At 76.7% G+C, this 17,942-nt stretch carries 10 protein-coding genes, 2 tRNA genes and 1 pseudogene; 8 read left to right on the forward strand and 5 right to left on the reverse strand.

Annotation, left to right across the window (positions count from 1 at the left end):
• Nucleotides 1-216 precede the first annotated feature (216 nt).
• Nucleotides 217-1,509: pseudogene (locus ACFV4F_RS25065) on the reverse strand (PP2C family protein-serine/threonine phosphatase); the annotation flags it as partial.
• A gap of 147 nt (nucleotides 1,510-1,656) precedes the next feature.
• Nucleotides 1,657-3,180 (reverse strand): NAD(P)/FAD-dependent oxidoreductase, encoded by a 1,524-nt coding sequence (locus tag ACFV4F_RS25070; protein ID WP_380505623.1) that lies wholly within the window; start codon nucleotides 3,178-3,180, stop codon nucleotides 1,657-1,659.
• Between the two features lie 418 nt (nucleotides 3,181-3,598).
• Here ACFV4F_RS25070 and ACFV4F_RS25075 point away from each other — a divergent pair, with 418 nt between their 5' ends.
• Entirely contained in the window at nucleotides 3,599-4,471 is an 873-nt protein-coding gene (locus ACFV4F_RS25075; RefSeq protein ID WP_380436915.1) for a TetR/AcrR family transcriptional regulator, read from the forward strand.
• 391 nt (nucleotides 4,472-4,862) lie between these two features.
• On the forward strand, nucleotides 4,863-7,277 hold the full coding sequence (locus tag ACFV4F_RS25080) for a sigma-70 family RNA polymerase sigma factor (RefSeq protein ID WP_380505543.1): 2,415 nt from the start codon (nucleotides 4,863-4,865) through the stop codon (nucleotides 7,275-7,277).
• Between the two features lie 44 nt (nucleotides 7,278-7,321).
• On the opposite strand, the gene ACFV4F_RS25085 is transcribed toward ACFV4F_RS25080, so the two are convergent.
• The 3 genes from ACFV4F_RS25085 to ACFV4F_RS25095 form a co-directional block, all read right to left on the reverse strand.
• On the reverse strand, nucleotides 7,322-8,026 hold the full coding sequence (locus ACFV4F_RS25085; RefSeq protein WP_380494060.1) for a DsbA family oxidoreductase: 705 nt from the start codon (nucleotides 8,024-8,026) through the stop codon (nucleotides 7,322-7,324).
• Nucleotides 8,027-8,102: 76 nt separating this feature from the next.
• Complete coding sequence (locus tag ACFV4F_RS25090; protein ID WP_380436909.1) at nucleotides 8,103-8,624, reverse strand: universal stress protein; 522 nt, start codon at nucleotides 8,622-8,624, stop codon at nucleotides 8,103-8,105.
• 716 nt (nucleotides 8,625-9,340) lie between these two features.
• Nucleotides 9,341-11,542, reverse strand: coding sequence for an asparagine synthase-related protein (locus tag ACFV4F_RS25095; RefSeq protein WP_380505546.1), 2,202 nt, complete (start codon nucleotides 11,540-11,542; stop codon nucleotides 9,341-9,343).
• Nucleotides 11,543-12,341: 799 nt separating this feature from the next.
• On the opposite strand from ACFV4F_RS25095, the gene ACFV4F_RS25100 reads away from it, so the two are divergent.
• The 6 genes from ACFV4F_RS25100 to ACFV4F_RS25125 all read left to right on the forward strand — a co-directional run bounded on the left by ACFV4F_RS25100 (nucleotide 12,342) and on the right by ACFV4F_RS25125 (nucleotide 17,942).
• The gene (locus tag ACFV4F_RS25100) at nucleotides 12,342-13,769 is read left to right on the forward strand and encodes an MFS transporter (protein ID WP_380436905.1); all 1,428 of its coding nucleotides are present in this window, start codon (nucleotides 12,342-12,344) and stop codon (nucleotides 13,767-13,769) included.
• A 141-nt stretch (nucleotides 13,770-13,910) separates the two neighbouring features.
• The gene (gene lhgO, locus ACFV4F_RS25105) at nucleotides 13,911-15,146 is read left to right on the forward strand and encodes an L-2-hydroxyglutarate oxidase (protein WP_380505549.1); all 1,236 of its coding nucleotides are present in this window, start codon (nucleotides 13,911-13,913) and stop codon (nucleotides 15,144-15,146) included.
• Nucleotides 15,147-15,294: 148 nt separating this feature from the next.
• Nucleotides 15,295-16,125 carry a tRNA (guanosine(46)-N7)-methyltransferase TrmB gene (gene trmB, locus ACFV4F_RS25110; protein ID WP_380436901.1) on the forward strand — a complete coding sequence of 277 codons (831 nt, stop codon included), beginning with the start codon at nucleotides 15,295-15,297 and terminating at the stop codon, nucleotides 16,123-16,125.
• Nucleotides 16,126-16,239: 114 nt separating this feature from the next.
• Complete coding sequence (locus tag ACFV4F_RS25115; RefSeq protein ID WP_380505552.1) at nucleotides 16,240-17,529, forward strand: PrsW family intramembrane metalloprotease; 1,290 nt, start codon at nucleotides 16,240-16,242, stop codon at nucleotides 17,527-17,529.
• Between the two features lie 73 nt (nucleotides 17,530-17,602).
• Nucleotides 17,603-17,676, forward strand: a tRNA-Met gene (locus ACFV4F_RS25120).
• A gap of 193 nt (nucleotides 17,677-17,869) precedes the next feature.
• Nucleotides 17,870-17,942, forward strand: a tRNA-Met gene (locus ACFV4F_RS25125).

Raw genomic sequence — 17,942 nt, forward strand, 5'->3', positions numbered from 1 at the left:
CGCGGAATACGCACCGAGCCGCGACAAGACGCGACCCAGCCCGGACCGGGAAGTGGTGTTTCAGAGGATTGGCCGCCCCGGGACCGTCCGCGCCGATGCGTGTCCGGTGCTCCCTGTCAGGCAACTCGAAGAACTCTAGACCTCTCCGGAGACCGAGTCAAGCACGGGTTCCCGCTCCTTGGGGGCCTCCTCGGGGGCCTCCTCGGCGGTCTCGTCGGCCGGCAGCTGGAAGGCCAGGACGGCCACGTCGTCGTCGTGCTCCGACGTCACGCCCATGGCTCGCAGCAGACGGGCGCAGATCACCTCGGGGGCGCCGATCGCGCCGGTCAGGGTGCGGGCGAGGAGGTCGAGTCCCTGGTCGATGTCTTCGTCGCGGCGTTCGACGAGTCCGTCCGTATAGAGGACGCCGGTCGTGCCGGGCAGGAGGCGCAGGGTGTGCGAGACGTGCAGGCCGCCGCCGGTTCCCAGGGGCGGGCCGTTCTGCTCCTCGCTGCGCAGGATGGTTCCGTCGGGGCAGCGCAGGAGCATCGGGAGGTGGCCGGCGGAGGCGTAGGAGAGGGTGCGGCGCTGCGGGTCCCAGACGGCGTAGGTGCAGGTGGCGATCTGGTTGGCGTCGATCTCCATGGCGAGGCCGTCGAGCAGGCGCATGACCTCGTGCGGCGGGAGGTCGAGGCGGGCGTACGCGCGGACGGCGGTGCGCAGCTGGCCCATGACGGCGGCGGCGCGCAGTCCGCGGCCCATCACGTCGCCGATGACGAGCGCGGTGCGTCCGCCGTCGATGGCGATGACGTCGTACCAGTCGCCGCCGACCGCCGCTTCGGCGCCGCCGGGCTGGTAGGTGGCGGCGACGCGGAGGTCGGCGGGCTGGTCGAGCTTCTGCGGGAGCAGGCTGCGCTGGAGGGTGACGGCGGCCTCGCGCTGGCGGCGTTCGGCCTCGCGGAGCCGGGCGGCGGCGAGGACCTGGTCGGTGACCTCCGCGGCGAAGATGAGCACGCCGGCGGGCGGGCCGTCGATGGGAACGTCCCGGGAGTCGCGGATGTCGCGGGGGTCGCCGGCGCCGAGCGGGACGCAGGAGACGTTGTAGTAGCGGTTGCCGGTGAGGCCGAGGATGCAGCGCGCCTTGACGCTGCGGGGCCGGCCGCCGCGGATGACCTGGTCCATGAGCGGCAGGACGCCGAGGGTGGCGAGCTCGGGCAGGGCCTCGCACGCGGGCAGGCCGGTGGGGCGCTCGCCGAAGAGTTCGCGGTAGGCGCGGTTGGCGTAGGCGAGCTGGTGCAGGGGGCCGTAGGTGACGGCGACGGGGGCGGGGATCCGGTTGAGGACCTCGCGCAGGTGCTGGGGTTTGTGCGGGTCGAGGAGTTCGGCCGCGGTGGCGAGGCTGGTCGGGTCGCGCGGGCCCGGGACCACGACGTCGCCGGAGGGCACGCCGTCCTCCGTGCCGACCGCGGTCTGCGGGGCGGCACGCCAGGGGACTCCGGTGAGCCGGGCGCTCCAGCGCATGAGGTTCAAACGACGGCCGCTTCCTCGTTTTCCAGTCATATCATCACTTTTTGTGTACACATCAGCACACGGGGTAATGACTCGGTTGGGGCTGATCCTGTCAGGCGGAGGGCCGATTCCGGAAGTCGCGCGCGCTCGGCGTGGCCGTCCGGTCCGTCACGCCGGGGCGTCCGGCCCGCGTTCGGGGCCCGGTCCGAACCCCGCCTCGAATTCCGAACGCGGGTGCTCCAGGGTGCCGAGCGAGACGACCTCCCGGGAGAACAGCCCGCCCAGCACCCAGTCCATCAGCACCCGCACCCGCCGGTCCGCGCTCGGCAGCCGGCGCAGGTGCCGGGCGCGGTGCAGCCACCAGGCGCGGCGTCCGGTGAGGCGCCCGCCGCGCCGGGTGTGGGCGACGGCGCGGCGCAGGCCGAGCGAGGTCGAACAGGCGGCCGGGCCCGGCCCGTAGGCGGCGAGGTCGGGCGAGTGCGGTCCGCCGTCCAGGGCGACGGCGACGTTGCGGGCGAGCAGTTCGGCCTGGGCGAAGGCGTGCTGGGCGTTGGGTGCGCAGGGGGCGCCGTCCGCGTGCGGGTCGGGCACGGCCGCGCAGTCGCCGGCCGCCCAGACGCCGGGCAGCGCGCGTCCGTCCGGGCCGACGACCTGGAGGGTGGGCAGGCAGCGCACCCGGCCGGCGGTGTCCAGCGGCAGGTCGGTGTCGCGCAGCAGCGGGGACGGGCGCACGCCGGCCGTCCAGACCAGGGTGCGGGCGGCGAAGCGGCTGCCGTCGGACAGGGCGACGACCTGGCCGGCCGCCGATTCCAGCGTGGTGCGCAGCCGGACGTCGACGCCGCGTTCGCGCAGCTGGCCGAGGGTGTGCGCGGCGAGTTCGGGCGACTCCTCGGCGAGGATCCGGTCGGTGGCCTCGACCAACACCCAGTGCAGGTCCTCCGGGGCGACGTTGTGGTAGCCGCGCACCGCGTACCTGGCCATGTCCTCCAGCTCGGCGAGCGCGCCGACGCCCGCGTACCCGGCGCCGACGAAGACGAAGGTGAGGGCGGACTGGCGCAGGGCCGGGTCCCGGGTGGCGGACGCGAGGTCCAGCTGTTCGAGGACGTGGTTGCGCAGGCCGACCGCCTCGGCGACGGTCGAGAAGCCCCGGCCGCACTCGGCGAGGCCGGGCACCGGGGCCGTCCTGGAGACCGAGCCGGGCGCCACCACCAGGACGTCGTACGGGAGTTCGATCGGCGTGGGGGGCTCGCCGGGGGCCGCCGCGTCGGCCAGGGCCCGGCGGGCGGCGTGCTCGATCCGGGTGATCCTCGCGGTGAGCACCCGGCAGTCCGGCAGGGCCCGGCGGAGCGGCACGACCACATGCCGCGGGTCGATCGAGCCGGCCGCCACCTCGGCGAGCAGCGGGTGGTACGTGAGGTAGGCCTGGGGTTCGACGACGGTGATCTCCACCTCGCCCCGGCGCAGCCGGTCGCGCAGGCCGCGCTGGAGGTGGAGCGCGGTGGCCGTCCCGGCGCAGCCGCCTCCGGCGATCAGGATCCTTATGGTGCACCTCCGGACGGTGTCGCGTTCGTGTGGTGTTCCGTCCCGGTCACGGAGTCCGGGCCGTCCCCCGTTCGGGGGGTATCCCCCGACGCGCCCCCCTATGAAGGACCGTGGGGGGCCGTCTTGTCCACAGTCCGTACGGGGCCGGATGCGGCGCGAGTGACCGGTGTGGCCAGTTGTGCTGTCCGGGTGACTTTCTGACGCACTTTCGGCTTCGGAGAGCCGTGAACTATGGTCGGATTGTGTGCTGGAGCGGCCACCGCCATGACAACCGGCGGCGACGCACCGTGGAGCGGCCACTACGGCCAGTTCCAGCGTTGGCGCGAGAACCCGACTGCGGGACAGTCATCCGGGGAAGGGTAGTTCCCGGACGAGGCCCCGGACGGTGCCGACGCACCGAGCCGGACGCGTGGCCCGGCCCGGTGGCACGACCGTGGTCACCGGAACGGGACGGGCGGCACGAGCAATGGGTCATCAGGTCACTTCTGACGGGCTGAGCTTGCACCGGGGGGTGCAGGGGCGGGCGACGACAGGGTCCGGGATCGGACGCCTGCGGGGGAGAGTTGAGATGATGGAGCAGGAACAGATGTTGGGGCGGGCGGGTGCACCGCACGTCGTCCAGGGCACGGTGCCGGAGCAGCGCGGGCCGGTGGAACTGCCGCCGCAGCACGGGGTGTCGGCGGTCTCGTACGCCGGTGTCCCGTACCGGGCGGAGCCCTTGCAGGCCGCCGTGCCGGGTGCCCGGCTACGGGTGGACGCGCGGCGGAACCTGGAGAGCGTGCTGCGCGCCGCCCGGGAGGTGTTCGGCGAATTCGGCTACGGCGCACCGATGGAGGAGGTCGCCCGCCGCGCCGGGGTCGGCGTCGGCACGGTGTACCGGCGCTTCCCGAGCAAGGAGGTGCTGGTCCAGCGGATCGCCGCCGAGGAGGTGGCCTGGCTGACGGCACAGGCGCGCGAGTCGCTGTACGGCGGCGGCGGTGCCTGGGAGTCGCTGGCCGGGTACCTGGCGCGCGCGGTGAGCACGGGCGCCGGGCGGCTGCTGCCGCCGGAGGCGTTCCGGTACGCCGAGGAGCTGGGCCGGGTGCCCGAGCAGCGGGCGCCCGAACAGGCGCTCTCCGCCCGGTTCGACCTGCGCGGCGACGAGGCGCGGACGGCGGCCGACGCGACGGCGGCGGACGCCGATCCGCGGCTGCTTCTCCAGCTGCTGGCCGCCCTGGTGGCCAGGGCGGGCGCGGCGGGCGAACTGCGGCCGGGCGTCACGGTCGCGGACGTCGTCCTGGTGCTGACCGCGTCGGTGCCGGTGCACGCGGCGCGGACGGTGCCGGCGGTGGCCGGGGTGCCGGGCGTCGTGGTCGGCGGGCCGCAGCCGGACGGGCACGCGGTGGCCGGGCCCTCGGACCGGCTGCTGCAGATCCTGCTGGACGGCCTGCGGGCGCGTTGACGGCCCACGGGCGGGCTCGCGCCCGCCGGGGCCGGTGATCCCGGGCACGGCCTGCGGGTCGGCCCGGCACGGCGGGCTGCCGTGACCGGTAAGGGAGTTGGACGAGTGACCGGCGCGCGGGCACTGGGCGCGCGCCGGGTGCGGGCGTCGCACAACCGGCTGTCGTGTGCTGGGCGAACACCTCCGCGACGTCCCCTCGGAAGAGTGGGTACCGGCCGGTCCGGCTACCGCCCTTCCCTGCGCTATGCCATCCTTTGCCCGTGGTTGGAGCCAATGTCCCGATGCGCGCCCTTCGAGCGCCGTCGGCGCCGTACGACGGGGGACCGTGCGCCCACGCACGCCCGCGTGCTCTGCCGCGCTACGGGGGCTGTCGTGGAGGCTGGGGTCCGTTGTGAGCGCCGAGGAACAGAACGACTACGGATACGGGCTCGACTTCGGCCGCGCTGACGGCCGCGCTGACGGCCGTGCCGACGGCCGCGCCGGCGGTCATGCGGGCGGCCGCGCCGGCGGTCATGCGGGCGGTTCGCCGGACGGCGCCGTCGGCGGTCACTCCGGCGGGCCGGCGGAGGGGTCCGACGCGTCGTCCTCCGGCGTGCCCGGCCGCGCGTCCGGCCAAGTGCCCGGCGGCGCGCCGGGATCGGCCGCGGGACCGGCCACCGGCCACGTCCCCGACCAGGCCGGGATGCCCAGCCGCGAGTCGCTGTCCGCCTCCGCCGCCGCCCTCCCGTCGGGCCGGGTGCCCGGCCAGGCACCGGCCGGCCGCGGTGGCGTCGCCCCCGAGGCCTTCGTCGGCGGCAGCCGCCGCGCCCGCCCCACGGTGCCCGCCCCCGCCGACCCGGTCGACGGCGAGCGCCCGCCCTCCGACGCCGAGTTGACCGCCCGGGTGCGGGCCGGCGACGACACCGCGTACGAGGAGATCTACCGCCGGCACGTCGACTCCGTCCGCCGCTACGCGCGCACCTGCTGCCGGGACAGCTTCACCGCCGAGGACCTCGCGGGCGAGGTGTTCGCCCGCACCCTGCAGGCGCTCAGGGCGGGCAAGGGCCCCGAGTTCGCGGTCCGCGCCTACCTGCTGACCGCCGTGCGCAACGTCGCCGCGGCCTGGACCCGCAGCGAGCGGCGCGAACAACTCGTCGACGACTTCGGCGTGTTCGCCCAGAGCTCGGCCGCCGTCGTCGACCTCGACCTGGCCGACCCGGGAGCCGACGCCTGGGCGATGGCCATGGCCGACCAGCGCATGGTCATGCAGGCCTACGCCGAACTGCCCGAGGACGACCGGGTCGTGCTCTGGCACACCGAGGTCGAACGCGAGTCCCCGAAGACCGTCGCGGTGATGCTCGGCAAGACCGCCAACGCCACCGCCGTCCAGGCCCACCGGGCCCGCGACCGCCTGGCCGCCGCGTTCCTCCAGGCCCACGTCTCCGGCAGCCAGGACAGGGCGTGCGAGGGGTACGCCAACCGGCTCGGCGCGTACGCGCGCGGCTCGCTGCGCAAGCGGGCCTCGGCGGACGTCGGACGGCACCTCAAGGAGTGCGACCGCTGCACGGCGGCCTACCTCGAACTGTCCGAGATCAACACCGGTCTGCGCGCGCTGCTGCCCGGCGGGGTGCTGGTCTGGGTCGGCGTCGGCGGGTTCGGCGCCGCCGCGGCCGCGGTGGGGGGTGCCGCCGCGGTCGGTGGCGCCGCCGTCGGGACGGCCGCGGCGACGGCCGGGTCGACGGCGGGCACGACGGCGGGCACGACGGGAGCCGCCGCCGGGTCCGCGGCCGGTACCGGTGGTGCGGGTGCCGGAGCAGGTGCCGGTGCCGGCGCGGCCGGTGCCGGGGGCGCGGCCGGCGGGAGCGGGTCCGGGGCCGGCGCGGTCGCCGCGGAGGGCCTCGGCACGGCCGCCAAGGCCGGCATCGCCGCCGCCGTCGCGGTGGCCGCGGCCGCCGTCGCCGCCTACGCGCTCACCGCCTCGCCCGAGGCCCGGCCCCCGGTCGCGGCGCCCACCGCGTCCGCGTCCCCCGCCGCCCCGGCCCCGGAGCCGCCCGCACCCGCGGCACCGGCGCCCGCCCCGAGCAGCGCCGCACCGGCGCCCGTGCCACCCCCCGCCCCCTCCCCCAAGCCGACGCCGACGCCGACGCCGTCGTCCGTCCCGAGCCCCGCGCGCAAGACCACGCCGCCGCCCGCGACCACGAGCGCGCCGGCCCCCACGCACGCCCGTCCGGTCGTCACACCGCCCGCCGTGCCGGTCCCCGAGACGCCGGTCGTGCCCACGCCCGAGGTGCCGCCCGTCCCGACCCCGACCGTGCCCGCGCCGACCGTGCCCCCGGTGCCGACGCCGACCGTCACGCCGCCGACGCCGCCCGGGCCCACCGACTTCTGGGCCGACTCGCTGCCCGTCCACAAGCCCGGCAACAACCGGGTCCCGCCGACCGGACCCGCCATCCGGCAGAAGGGCACGGACTGGTTCTGGCAGCACGACGGCGCCTGGATCGGCGGCGACCACCACCCGCACGCCCTCACCGTGCACGCCCCCGCCACCACGCAGATCGACCTCAACCGCGCCTGCACGTCCTTCGACGCCGTCGCCGGCCTCGACGACCTGACGGTGTCGCCCGGCGACGTCGTCTTCTCGGTGCAGGGCGGCGACGGCAGCACCCTGTGGCGCTCCCCCGCGCTCGCGGCCGGGGACGACGCGGTGCCCGTGCACGTGCCCCTCGCCGGGCAGACGTCGATCCGGCTGGTCGTCACGCCGGTGCACGGGGTCTGGTCGGCGCTGAACGTGGCCGACTGGGCGGAGGCCCGCTTCAGGTGCTCGTGAACGAGCACTCCTGAAGCGGGCCTCCGGGGGCCGCCTGGTGGCGGTCAGATCGCGCAGGCGCCGTCCGCGCAGGCCTCCCCGGCCGGGGCGACCTGGACGGGAGCCGGCCTGCGCTCGCCGATCTCGGCGGCCACCTGCTCCAGCACCTGGCGGAAGGTCTCGGCCTCCTGGCCGCCCTGCACCGCCCACTTGCCCTCGAACACGAAGGTCGGGACGGCGGTGATGCCCAGCTCCCGGGCCTCCGCCAGCTGCGCGCGCACCTCGGCGGTGCCCTCGTCGCCCGCGAGGTAGGCCGCCACGCGCTCGCGGTCCAGACCCGCGGCCACCGCGACGTCCGTGAGCGCGGCTCGGTCGCCGACGTCGACGCCGTCGGTGAAGTGCGCCTTCAGCAGCGCCTCCTTCAGCCGCCCCTGGACGGCGGCGCCGTACTCCGTCTCCGCGAGGTGCAGGAGGCGGTGGCCGAGGAACGTGTTCGCGTGCAGCGCGGCGTCGAAGTCGTACGTGATGCCCTCGGCCCGGCCCAGCTCGGCGACGCGGGCGTCCATCGCGACGGACTGCGGGCCGTACCGCTCGGCCAGCCACTCCCGGTGCGGGCTCGCCGTCGCCGGCGCGTCCGGGACCAGCTGGTACGGCCGGTAGACCACCTCGACGCCCTCCTTGCCCGCGAAACCGTCCAGCGCCTCCTCGAAGCGGCGCTTGCCGATGTAGCACCAGGGGCAGGCGATGTCGGAGTAGATCTCGACCTTCATGACGGGGGCTCCAGGGGTGGGGATGCGTCTGACGAGATAGGTGAACGATGAACCATCTCGGGACATTCCCGACGACTCAGACCTGCGACGGCGCCGGCACCACCAGCACCGGGCAGGCCGCGTGGTGGACGGCGGCCGTGCTCACCGACCCCAGGAGCAGCCGGTTGAAACCGCCGTTGCCGCGGGTGCCGAGCACCAGGGTGTGCTGGCGGGCCGACGCCTCCAGCAGCACCTCGATCACGTTCCCCAGCACCACGTGCAACGACAACTCCCCCGCGTACGGGCGCGAACGCTGCTGCTGCACGGCGGCGACGGACCGGCGCAGACCGTCCGCCATGCTCTCCACCAGCGTCTCGACGCTCTCCTGCACCAGCTCCGCCATCCCGGGCGGGTAACCGGCCGGCGCCGGGTTCACCACCGCGAGGACGTACAGCGGCAGACCGAACAGCTCCGCCTCCGTCATCGCCCGGTCCAGCGCCCACAACGAACCGTCCGACCCGTCGCACGCCGCCAGCACCCCGGGCGGTCGCCCCGTCGGCGGCCGCCCGAGCACCGACAGCACCACCGGCACCGGCTCCTCCTGGCTCACCCCGACCACGACCGCCTCCTCACACCCGCGCCCAACGGCAACCCCGCCATCATCACCCGCCCCGCACGGGGGGCCACCGAGCCGCGCGGCGGGGGTGGGGAGATGGGGGGCGAGGGCTCCTGGGAGGCGGGCGAGGAGGCGGCCGAGGGGGCGCTGGGGTGGAAGCTCTCCGAGCCGGGCGGCGGGGGTGGGGTAATGGGGGACGAGGGCCCCTGGGAGCCGCGCGACGGGGCGGGCGAGGGGGCGCTGGGGCGGAAGCTCTCCGAGCTGGGCGGCGGAATGTGGCCGGGGCGAGGGCTCCTGCCGAGCCGGGCAGAGAGGCGGGCGGGGACGCAGCCGAGACGAGAGCTCCTGCCGAGCCGGGCGGCGGGGCAGGTCGGGTCGGGAGATGGCGGGAGGCGCGGGCTCCTGCCGGGCCGGGCGGAGAGGTGAGCGGCCCGCAAGGGGTGGTCGGGGGTCGCCGGCTTGCCGGTGGCCGGATGCGGCTGGTGGCGAGTCGGCCAAAGAGGCGGGGTGCGTGGTGATCGTGGTGCGCCTGGGTCGGACGAGGGCCGTGGTCGGGCGGGGCGGGTGATGCCGAGGTGTTGCGCCCCGGCGGGGCGGGTGGTGGCGGGCTAGGAGCGCGTGGTGACCGTGGTGCGCCCGGGCGGGTTGGGGGCCGGTGGGGGCGTGGGGCGCTTGGGATGCGCCTGGGTGCGTAGGGGTGGGGCGACGGCGGGCGGGGTTCAGGATGTGAGGGCGGGATGCGTGGGCTGGGGGAGGCCGGTCCAGCAGGCGCCGTGGCGGCGGGCGCGGACGCGGCGGAGCCAGAGTTCGGTGGAGACCAGGTCGGCGAGGCCCGCGAGGGCGTGCGGCGAGCGGAGGGTGGCGGGGTCGGCGAGGCCGGCGCGGACGGCGGGGAGGTCGATGAGGCCGGCCTCGGCGAGGAGGGGGGCGTCGAAGAGCTCGGCCAGGCCGTCCGCGGCGAGGCGCAGGCCCGCGCGGGCGGGGGCGGTGCGGTCGGGGCGGGGGCCGCGGCCCCAGTCGGGCGGGAGGTCGGTGCGGCCGGCGCCGGTGAGGACGGCGTGCAGGAGGGCGTGCCGGGCCCCGGGCTGGAGGCGGACGTCGTCGGGGAGGAGGCGGGCGGCGCGGACCACCTGGTTGTCCAGGAAGGGGGCGTGGAGGCGCTGGCCCGGCTGTTCGGCCGCGTGGACGAGCGTGCGGAAGGAGTGCGCCTGCCGGTGGAGGGCGTGCCGGGCCCGCCGCGCGCCCGGGTGTTCCTCGGGCGCCGGTCTGCGCGCCGCCAGGCGGAGCCGCAGGGCGACCGCGGAGAGCGCGTCGTCGGAGAGCCAGCGGGCGGCCGGGCCCGGGACGCACCAGGCGAGGTCGCCGGCCGAGCGGTGACCCGCCGTGCCGCCGCCGTCGGGGACGTGCCGGGCCGTCAGCTTCGCCGCGGCGTCGTCCAGGGCCTCCGCGTAGCGGATCCGGGAGAGCCGGTGGGCGGCCCGGACGACGGTGAGCGGGGTGCGCAGCGCACCCGTGAGGACGCCGGCCGCGGCGCGGTCGACGCCCGCCAACGCCGCTACGGGCGGCAGGAGTTCGCGGGGCCGGCCGGCCCGGATGAGGTCGGCGAGCCGGGCCGGGTGCCCGTCGAGGACCTGGCGGGCGCCGTAGCCGGTGAGGTGGTCGGTGCCGCCGGCGTCGAAGCGGGCCTCGGCGCGGGCGGCGGCGACGAGTTCGGGGCCGGGTTCGTCGGTGAGCCGCCCGGACTGCGGGTCGGTGCGCAGGCTCGCGTAGGGGAGGGCGTCGGGGCCGGGGTCGAGCACGGTGTGCCGCAGCCGGGGCGTGTCGGGGGCGAGTGCGAGGGTGGCCGGGGGTTCGGTCTCGCCGAGCGTGACGGCGGCCAGCTGTTCGGGGGCGGCGGGCTCCTGGGCGGCCGTACGGGCCCAGGAGCCCTTGACCGCGCCCGTCCGCGCACCTCCCGTCCGTGCACCCGTCCGCGCACCGCCCGTCCGCACGCCGCCTGCCGTCGCCGCGCCGGGCTCCTGCCCGCCGCCCGGAGGCGCGGACGGCGAGGCCGGCTGGGGCGCGGGCGGCAGCGGCACCGCGGCGGCGAGCAGGGCGACGGTCGCGGACGCCGTGCCGTACGAGAGGTCGACGCCGAGCCGGGGGCGGCCGCCGCCGGGCGGGGCGGGCGCGGTGGTGCGGACCCGGGAGCGGACGGATTCCAGCAGGGCGCGCGTGAGTTCGCGCACCGCGGGGGCCTCCCCGCGCGGCTGGTCGGCGCTGCCGCCGGGCTCGTCGTAGGGGTCGAGGTAGGGCCGGCCGCCGCGGACGGCGAGCACGTGGCCGGGCGGCACCCGCTGGACGCCGAGGTAGGGGGTGCCGGTGCCGAGGGCCTCGGGCGACTCGGGGCAGGCGAGCCGGGCGGCGAGGTGGCCGGTGTCGAGGGGCGCGCCGACCAGGTCGGCGAGCGGGAGGGCGGCGGTGGCGTACGCGGTGCCGCCGCACCAGGGGGTGTGGAAGACCTGCTGGGCGCCGGCCAGGTCGGTGAGCAGCAGGGTGGAGCGGGTGCCGGTGCGCAGCACGACGGTGTAGCTGCCGGGCCAGGCGGTGAGGTGGCGGACGGCGCCGCCTCGGGCGGCCGCGAGGCCGGCGGCGAGTTCGGCGTCGGTGGCGCCGCAGTGGCCGAGCACGGCGAGCCGGGTGGTGGCGGGGGTGTCCTCGACGGGGTCGGGGGCGGCGAACCCGCCGGTGACGGCGGCGCGGGCGCCGGGCCGCAGGGTGACGAGGCGGATCTCCTCGGGACGCCAGTCGCCCACCGCCCAGAGCGGGTTGGCGCCGGTCCAGAGGGCGTGCGCGGCGATCGGCGCGACCGTTGCGAGCGCTTCGTGCGCCGGTGCGCCCGCACGGGGCGCGCCCGTGCTCCAGCCCGTCAGCCACCGCATCGCGCCTCCACCGGACGAGGACCTGCCGCCGTGCGGCACGTCCGCCAGCGGGCAGCCCCGGGCCGGCTCGTCGCGTGCGCCGCGGCGGCTGCCCGGTCCGTTCCGGCGCGCCGTCAGGAGACATCGTGCCACCGGTTGGCGCCGCGGTGACCGGTGTTGTCGGTTCCGGTTGCGCGCCGCGGGAGTTCGGAGCCCGGGCACGCGGAACGTGCGGGTCCGAAGCGACGGCGGCCGCTCTCCCCGGCACGGCGGTGCGGCCGGCGCCGGCATGCGGCCGGATCCGTTCGGTGGGCGGTGGGCGTCGTTCTCCGCCGGGCGGGCCGGGCCTCCCCCTCCATGGCCCGGACCGCCCGCGAGGACGCCTTTGGCATGGGCATCGCGAGATGGCCGAAAGGCGTCGTCGAGCCCGGGAGGGCATCCGCATGCCCTCCCGGACTTCGCCGCCACCCGCGGGGATTGAGGCGGCGGCATCCCCCGGCCCGCCGGGTCCTCGACGGCGGGCCGACCCACGACCACCAGCGAATCGCCGCGCCGCCGGTCGGGCCAGGGGGCACGGCCGGGCGCACGTGAACACGGGACCGGAGCACGACGCTCCGGCGCGCGGCGCCCCCGGTCCGTTCCCGGCGGTCCCGGCCCGGTCCCGCGAACTCACCGCGCGGGGGCGCCGGGTGCGCGATCCCGCCATCCGGAATGAGGCCTCTTAACCGTCGGAACGCGTCCGACTACTCTAGGTACAGCAGCTACGGCCCGGTGCCGCCCGGGCCCCGCGCACAAGGCCGCAGGAGGTGCCGCCGCCACCATGACCGTCAGCCCACGAGGACCGAACGAACGGCTCGGCACGCTCCTGTCCCTCGCCCAGATCAGCAACGCGGGGCTGGCCCGCCGGGTCAACGACCTCGGCGCCCAGCGCGGGCTGACGCTGCGCTACGACAAGACCTCGGTGGCCCGTTGGGTGGGCAAGGGCATGGTCCCGCAGGGGCCCGTCCCGCACCTGATCGCCACCGCCATCGGCGGCAAGCTCGGCCGGCCCGTCCCGCTGGAGGAGATCGGGCTCGGCGACACCGACCCGGCACCCGAACTCGGCCTGGCCTTCCCCCGGGAGGTCTCCGAGGCGGTCCGCTCGGCCACCGACCTGTGGCGGGTCGACCTCGACCTGCGCCGCGGGCCCGGCGGCGGGCGCTGGAGCGACAGCCTGGCGGGCACCTTCTCGGTCGCCGCCTACGCGACGCCCGTCTCCCGCTGGCTGATCAACCCCGCGGACGGCTCGGTGGCCCGCGAGGTGCCGCGCGCCGCGAGCGAGTCGGCGCCCTTCCGGGTCGGCCACTCGGACGCCGCCAAGCTCCGCGAGGCCGCCCAGGAGGCGCGCCGCTGGGACTCCAAGTACGGCGGCGGGGACTGGCGTTCGTCCATGGTGCCGGAGTGCCTGCGGGTGGAGGCGGCACCGCTGCTGCTCGCCTCGTACAGCGACGCGGTCGGCCGGGCGCTGTTCGGCGCGACGGCCGAACTCACCAGGCTGGCCGGGTGGATGGCCTTCGACACCGGGCAGCACGAGGCCGCCCAGCGCTACTACATCCAGGCCCTGCGCCTGGCCCGGGCCGCCGCCGACGTGCCGCTCGGCGGCTACGTGCTCGCCTCGATGAGCCTCCAGGCGGGCTACCGCGGCTTCGCCGAGGAGGCGGTGGACCTCGCACAGGCCGCCCTGGAGCGCAACCGGGGCCTCGCCACCGCCCGGACGATGAGCTTCTTCCACCTGGTGGAGGCACGGGCCCAGGCCAAGGCCCGCAATGCGGCGGCGTGCGCGACGGCGCTCGGCGCGGCGGAGAGCGCACTCGAACGAGCGCGCGCCGGTGACCCGGATCCCTCCTGGATCGACTTCTACGCCTACGACCGCCTCGCCGCCGACGCCGCCGAGTGCTTCCGGGACCTCGGGGTGCCCGCCAAGGTGCGGCAGTTCACCCGCGAGGCGCTGGCCAAGCCCACCGAGGGCTTCGTCCGCTCGCACGGACTGCGGCTCGTCGTCTCGGCGATGGCCGAGGCCGAGGCGGGCAACCTGGACGCCGCGGTCGCTGCCGGCGAGCGCGCCGTCGAGGTGGCCGGCCGGATCTCCTCGCAGCGCAGCCGGGAGTACGTGGTCGAGATGCTGCGCCGCCTTGAGCCCTTCCAGGGCGAGCGGCGGGTCCGCGAACTGGCCGAGCGCGCCCGGGCGGTGATCGTCGCCCCGGCGTGACCGCCTCGCGCGCGCCGGGAGGCCGTCCACCGGTTCACGCACCCTCGACCGCTCCCGCCCGCCGTGGCAGCATCGGCGGCGAACTCGGCCCCGGGCCCGGCAACGGGCGGGGGCCGGCCGGGCGGACTGCGAGGAGCGGCAGTGACGTACGACTTCGACGTGCTGGTGGTGGGCGGCGGGATCGTCGGACTCGGGACGGCGTACGCGCTGACGGCGGCCCGGCCGGAGCTGCGGATCGCGGTGCTGGAGAAGGAGCCCGGCTTCGCCGCCCACCAGACCGGGCGCAACAGCGGGGTGATCCACAGCGGCCTCTACTACCGGCCCGGCTCGTACAAGGCGCGGTTCGCCGTGGCGGGCGCCGCCGAGATGGTCGCCTTCTGCCGCGAGCACGGGGTCCCGCACGAGGTGACCGGCAAGCTCGTCGTCGCCACCCGCGCCGACGAACTGCCGCGGCTGGCGGCGCTGGCCGAGCGCGGGCGGGCGAACGGCATCCCGGTCACCGAGCTGGACCGGGCCGGGATCGCCCGCCACGAGCCGGAGGTCACCGGCCTGGCCGGCCTGCACGTCGCCACCACCGGCATCTGCGACTTCCCGGCCGTCGCCACGGCCTACGCCCGGCTGGCCCGGGAGGCGGGCGCCGTACTGCGGCCGGGCTGCGAGCTGCGGGCGGTGGACCGGCGGGCGGACGGGGTGACGGTGCAGACCTCCACCGGCGAACTGCGCTGCCGGGTGCTGGTGAACTGCGCCGGGCTGCACAGCGACCGGATCGCCCGGCTGGCCGGCGACGACCCGGGCCTGCGGATCGTGCCGTTCCGCGGCGAGTACTACGAACTCGTCAAGGAACGACGCGAATTGGTGCGCGGCCTGGTCTACCCGGTGCCCGACCCGGCGTTCCCCTTCCTCGGCGTGCACCTGACCCGGGGCGTCCACGGGGACGTCCACGTCGGCCCGAACGCCGTGCCCGCACTGGCCCGCGAGGGGTACGACTGGCGGACGGTCCGCCCGCGCGACCTGGCCGGCACGCTGGCCTTCCCCGGCACCTGGCGGATCCTGCGGCGGCACTGGCGGTACGAGGTCGGCGAGCTGCACCGCTCGCTGTCCAAGCGGGCGTTCACCACCGCCGTCCAGCGGCTGCTGCCCGCCGTGACCGCCGACGACCTGGTGCCGACCACCGCCGGGGTGCGCGCGCAGGCCGTCGCCCGGGACGGCTCACTGCTGGACGACTTCGCGTTCGCCGGCTTCGACCCGGCCGACCCGCGCTCCCCGCGCCGCCTGGTGCACGTCCTCAACGCCCCCTCCCCCGCCGCGACCGCCTCGCTGCCGATCGGCCGGGAGGTGGCCCGCCGGGCGCTGGCCGCGCTGGAGGCGGAGGAGTGAGCCGTACGGGGGCGATGCGGACCAGCGGCCCGGGGAAGGGCGGACGGGCGACCCGGGGAGGGGCGGATGGGCGGCGCGCGGAGGGGCGGATGAGCCGCGTCACACGCCCCTCCGGCCGCCCCGCGCGGCCCCGTAGACTCGGGTGATTGTGACTGCCACCGCCCCCATCCCCCAGCAATCGCCGTCCGCCCGCCTGTCCGCCGCGCCGGCCGGCTACCCCGCGCCGATGTACCCGCACAAGGCGACCGAGGCCCAGCACCGCGAGCGGCGCATCCGCAGCTTCCAGCCGCGCCGGGGGCGGATGACCAACGCCCAGGCGGGCGCCCTGGACCGCGGCTGGGAGACGTACGGCATCCCCATCGACGGCACCCCGCTCGACCTGCGCGAGCTGTTCGGCGAGCTCCCGGTGACGCTGGAGATCGGCTTCGGCATGGGCGAGACCACCGCCGCGATGGCCGCCGCCGACCCGGCGAAGGGCATCCTCGCCGCCGACGTCCACACCCCCGGCCACGGCAACCTGCTCGGGCTGCTGGAGCGCGACGGCTCCCGGAACGTCCGGCTCGCCGCCGGGGACGCCGTCATCCTGCTGCGCGACATGCTGCCGGACGCCTCGCTGGCCGGCCTGCGGGTCTACTTCGCCGACCCGTGGCCCAAGCCCAAGCACCACAAGCGCCGGCTGGTCCAGTCCTCCTTCCTCGACCTCGTCCTGCCCCGCCTCGCCCCGGGCGCCCTGGTGCACTGCGCCACCGACTGGGAGCCGTACGCCGAGCAGATGCTCGACGTGCTGTCGGCGTCGCCGGAGCTGGAGAACCTGCACCCCGAGGGCGACGGCACCGGCTGGCTGGAGCCCGCCGACCACCCGGACGGCAGCCTTCCCGGGTACGCGCCGCGCCCCGACTGGCGGCCCGTCACCAAGTTCGAGCGGGCCGGCATCGCCAAGGGGCACGTGGTCCACGACCTGCTGTTCCGCCGCCGCTGAGCCGTCCGGGCCGTTCGAACGGCCCGGCCCCGGCTACCGACGGGCCCGGCGCGCACCGGACGATTCGTCCCGAGTCCTCCCTCCGGGCCCGTGCCGTGGCCTACCCTGAGCCGCGTGAGCAGCCCGTCGGGCGGCGGGTTCCGGTCCACCGTCCGGGCCGCCGCCGACGCACCGCAGACGGCTCCGCGCACCGGCGGCACCCGGACGATCCCGGGGCCGCGGAAGCGCCGGGCCCACCGGTTCCTGCCCTGGCCGGGCACCGGCCCGGCCGCCCTCCCGCGCGCCGGGCGCGGCCGTTCGCTCGCGCTCTCCTCCGTCACCGCGACCGCCGTGCTCACGCTGGGCGCGTGCGGGGTGCTGATCCTGCAGCTGGTCCGGCGGCAGACCGGCACGACCGGGCTGCTGGTCGGCCTCGGGCTCGCGATGGTGCCGCTGCCGTTCGTGCTCGGCGGCCTCGCCTGGCTCAACCTGACCGCCCGCGTGCCGCTGCGGCACACCGTGTTCTGCCTCGGCTGGGGCGCCTGCGCGGCGACCACCGTCGCGATCCTCGCCAACAACTGGACCAGCAGCCACCTCACCGGCCACCAGGGCCCGCTCGGCGAGCTGCTGGGCGCCGGCATCGTCACCCCGGTCATCGAGGAGACCGCCAAGGGCACCGCCCTGCTCGTCCTCCTGCTGCCGATCGGCCTGCGCCCGCGCTGCCACGGCCGCCGGGACGGGCGCCCCTGCGCGCCGCTGCTGCGCCGCCTGCCGAGCCCCCGGAGCCCGCGCCCGTACGCGCGCCGGGCCGCCGGGCCGCACGCCCGCGAGCGGCTCGGGCTGCGCCCCTATCTGCGCCCCCTGCCCTACCTGCGGCCCGCCCCGCCGTCCACCGGCTCGGCCGGGCCCGGTCGGACGACGCGCTCCCGGCCGCGCACGCTGGCCGCCGGGGTGGTGCTCGGCGGGATGGCCGCGTGCGGGTTCGCGTTCACCGAGAACGCCCTCTACCTCGGCCGGGCCTTCTCCAGCGACCAGCAGCAGCGGCTGGACAGCATCGGCCTCGGCGAGCCGCCGAGCCTGCGCGACTTCGACAGCACCGTGCAGACCTTCGTCCTGCGCGGCCTGCTCTCCCCGTTCGCCCACCCGCTGTTCACCGCGCTGACCGGCCTCGGCGTGGCGGTCGCGCTCACCACCCGCCGCCGCTGGCTGGCCCGGATCGCCGCGCCGGTCGGGCTGCTGCTGGCGATGGCCCTGCACGGCATCTGGAACGCCGCCGCGGACCTGGGCACGCACGGGTTCCTGCTGGTGTACGCGGTGCTGATGGTGCCCTGCTTCGGTGCGCTGGTCGGCTTCGCGGCGTGGGCGAGGTCGCGCAGCGTGCGGCACGCGGCCCGGCGCCGCGGGCGCGCGGCGGGGCCGGGGTGACGCGGTCCCGCGGGTGCCGCCGGAGAACCGATTTCCCATTCGGGCGACTTCCCCGTACTGTTGGGTTCACCGACGCGGGGTGGAGCAGCTCGGTAGCTCGCTGGGCTCATAACCCAGAGGTCGCAGGTTCAAATCCTGTCCCCGCTACTCAGTAGCCGAAAGGCCCGGAGGATCCGTCCTCCGGGCCTTTCGCGTTCCCCCGGCCGTACGCCGCCCCCGGCGCCCTTGGCCCCGGCCCTGTTTCCACCCCCGTTTCCGCCCCCGTTTTCGGCCCGCATTCGGCCCGTTTTCGATCTCGTTTCCCATCGCGGCAACTTTCCCGTACTGTTGGGTTCACCGACGCGGGGTGGAGCAGCTCGGTAGCTCGCTGGGCTCATAACCCAGAGGTCGCAGGTTCAAATCCTGTCCCCGCT

This window comes from Kitasatospora sp. NPDC059722 (genome assembly GCF_042733235.1).
GTDB lineage: Bacteria > Actinomycetota > Actinomycetes > Streptomycetales > Streptomycetaceae > Kitasatospora.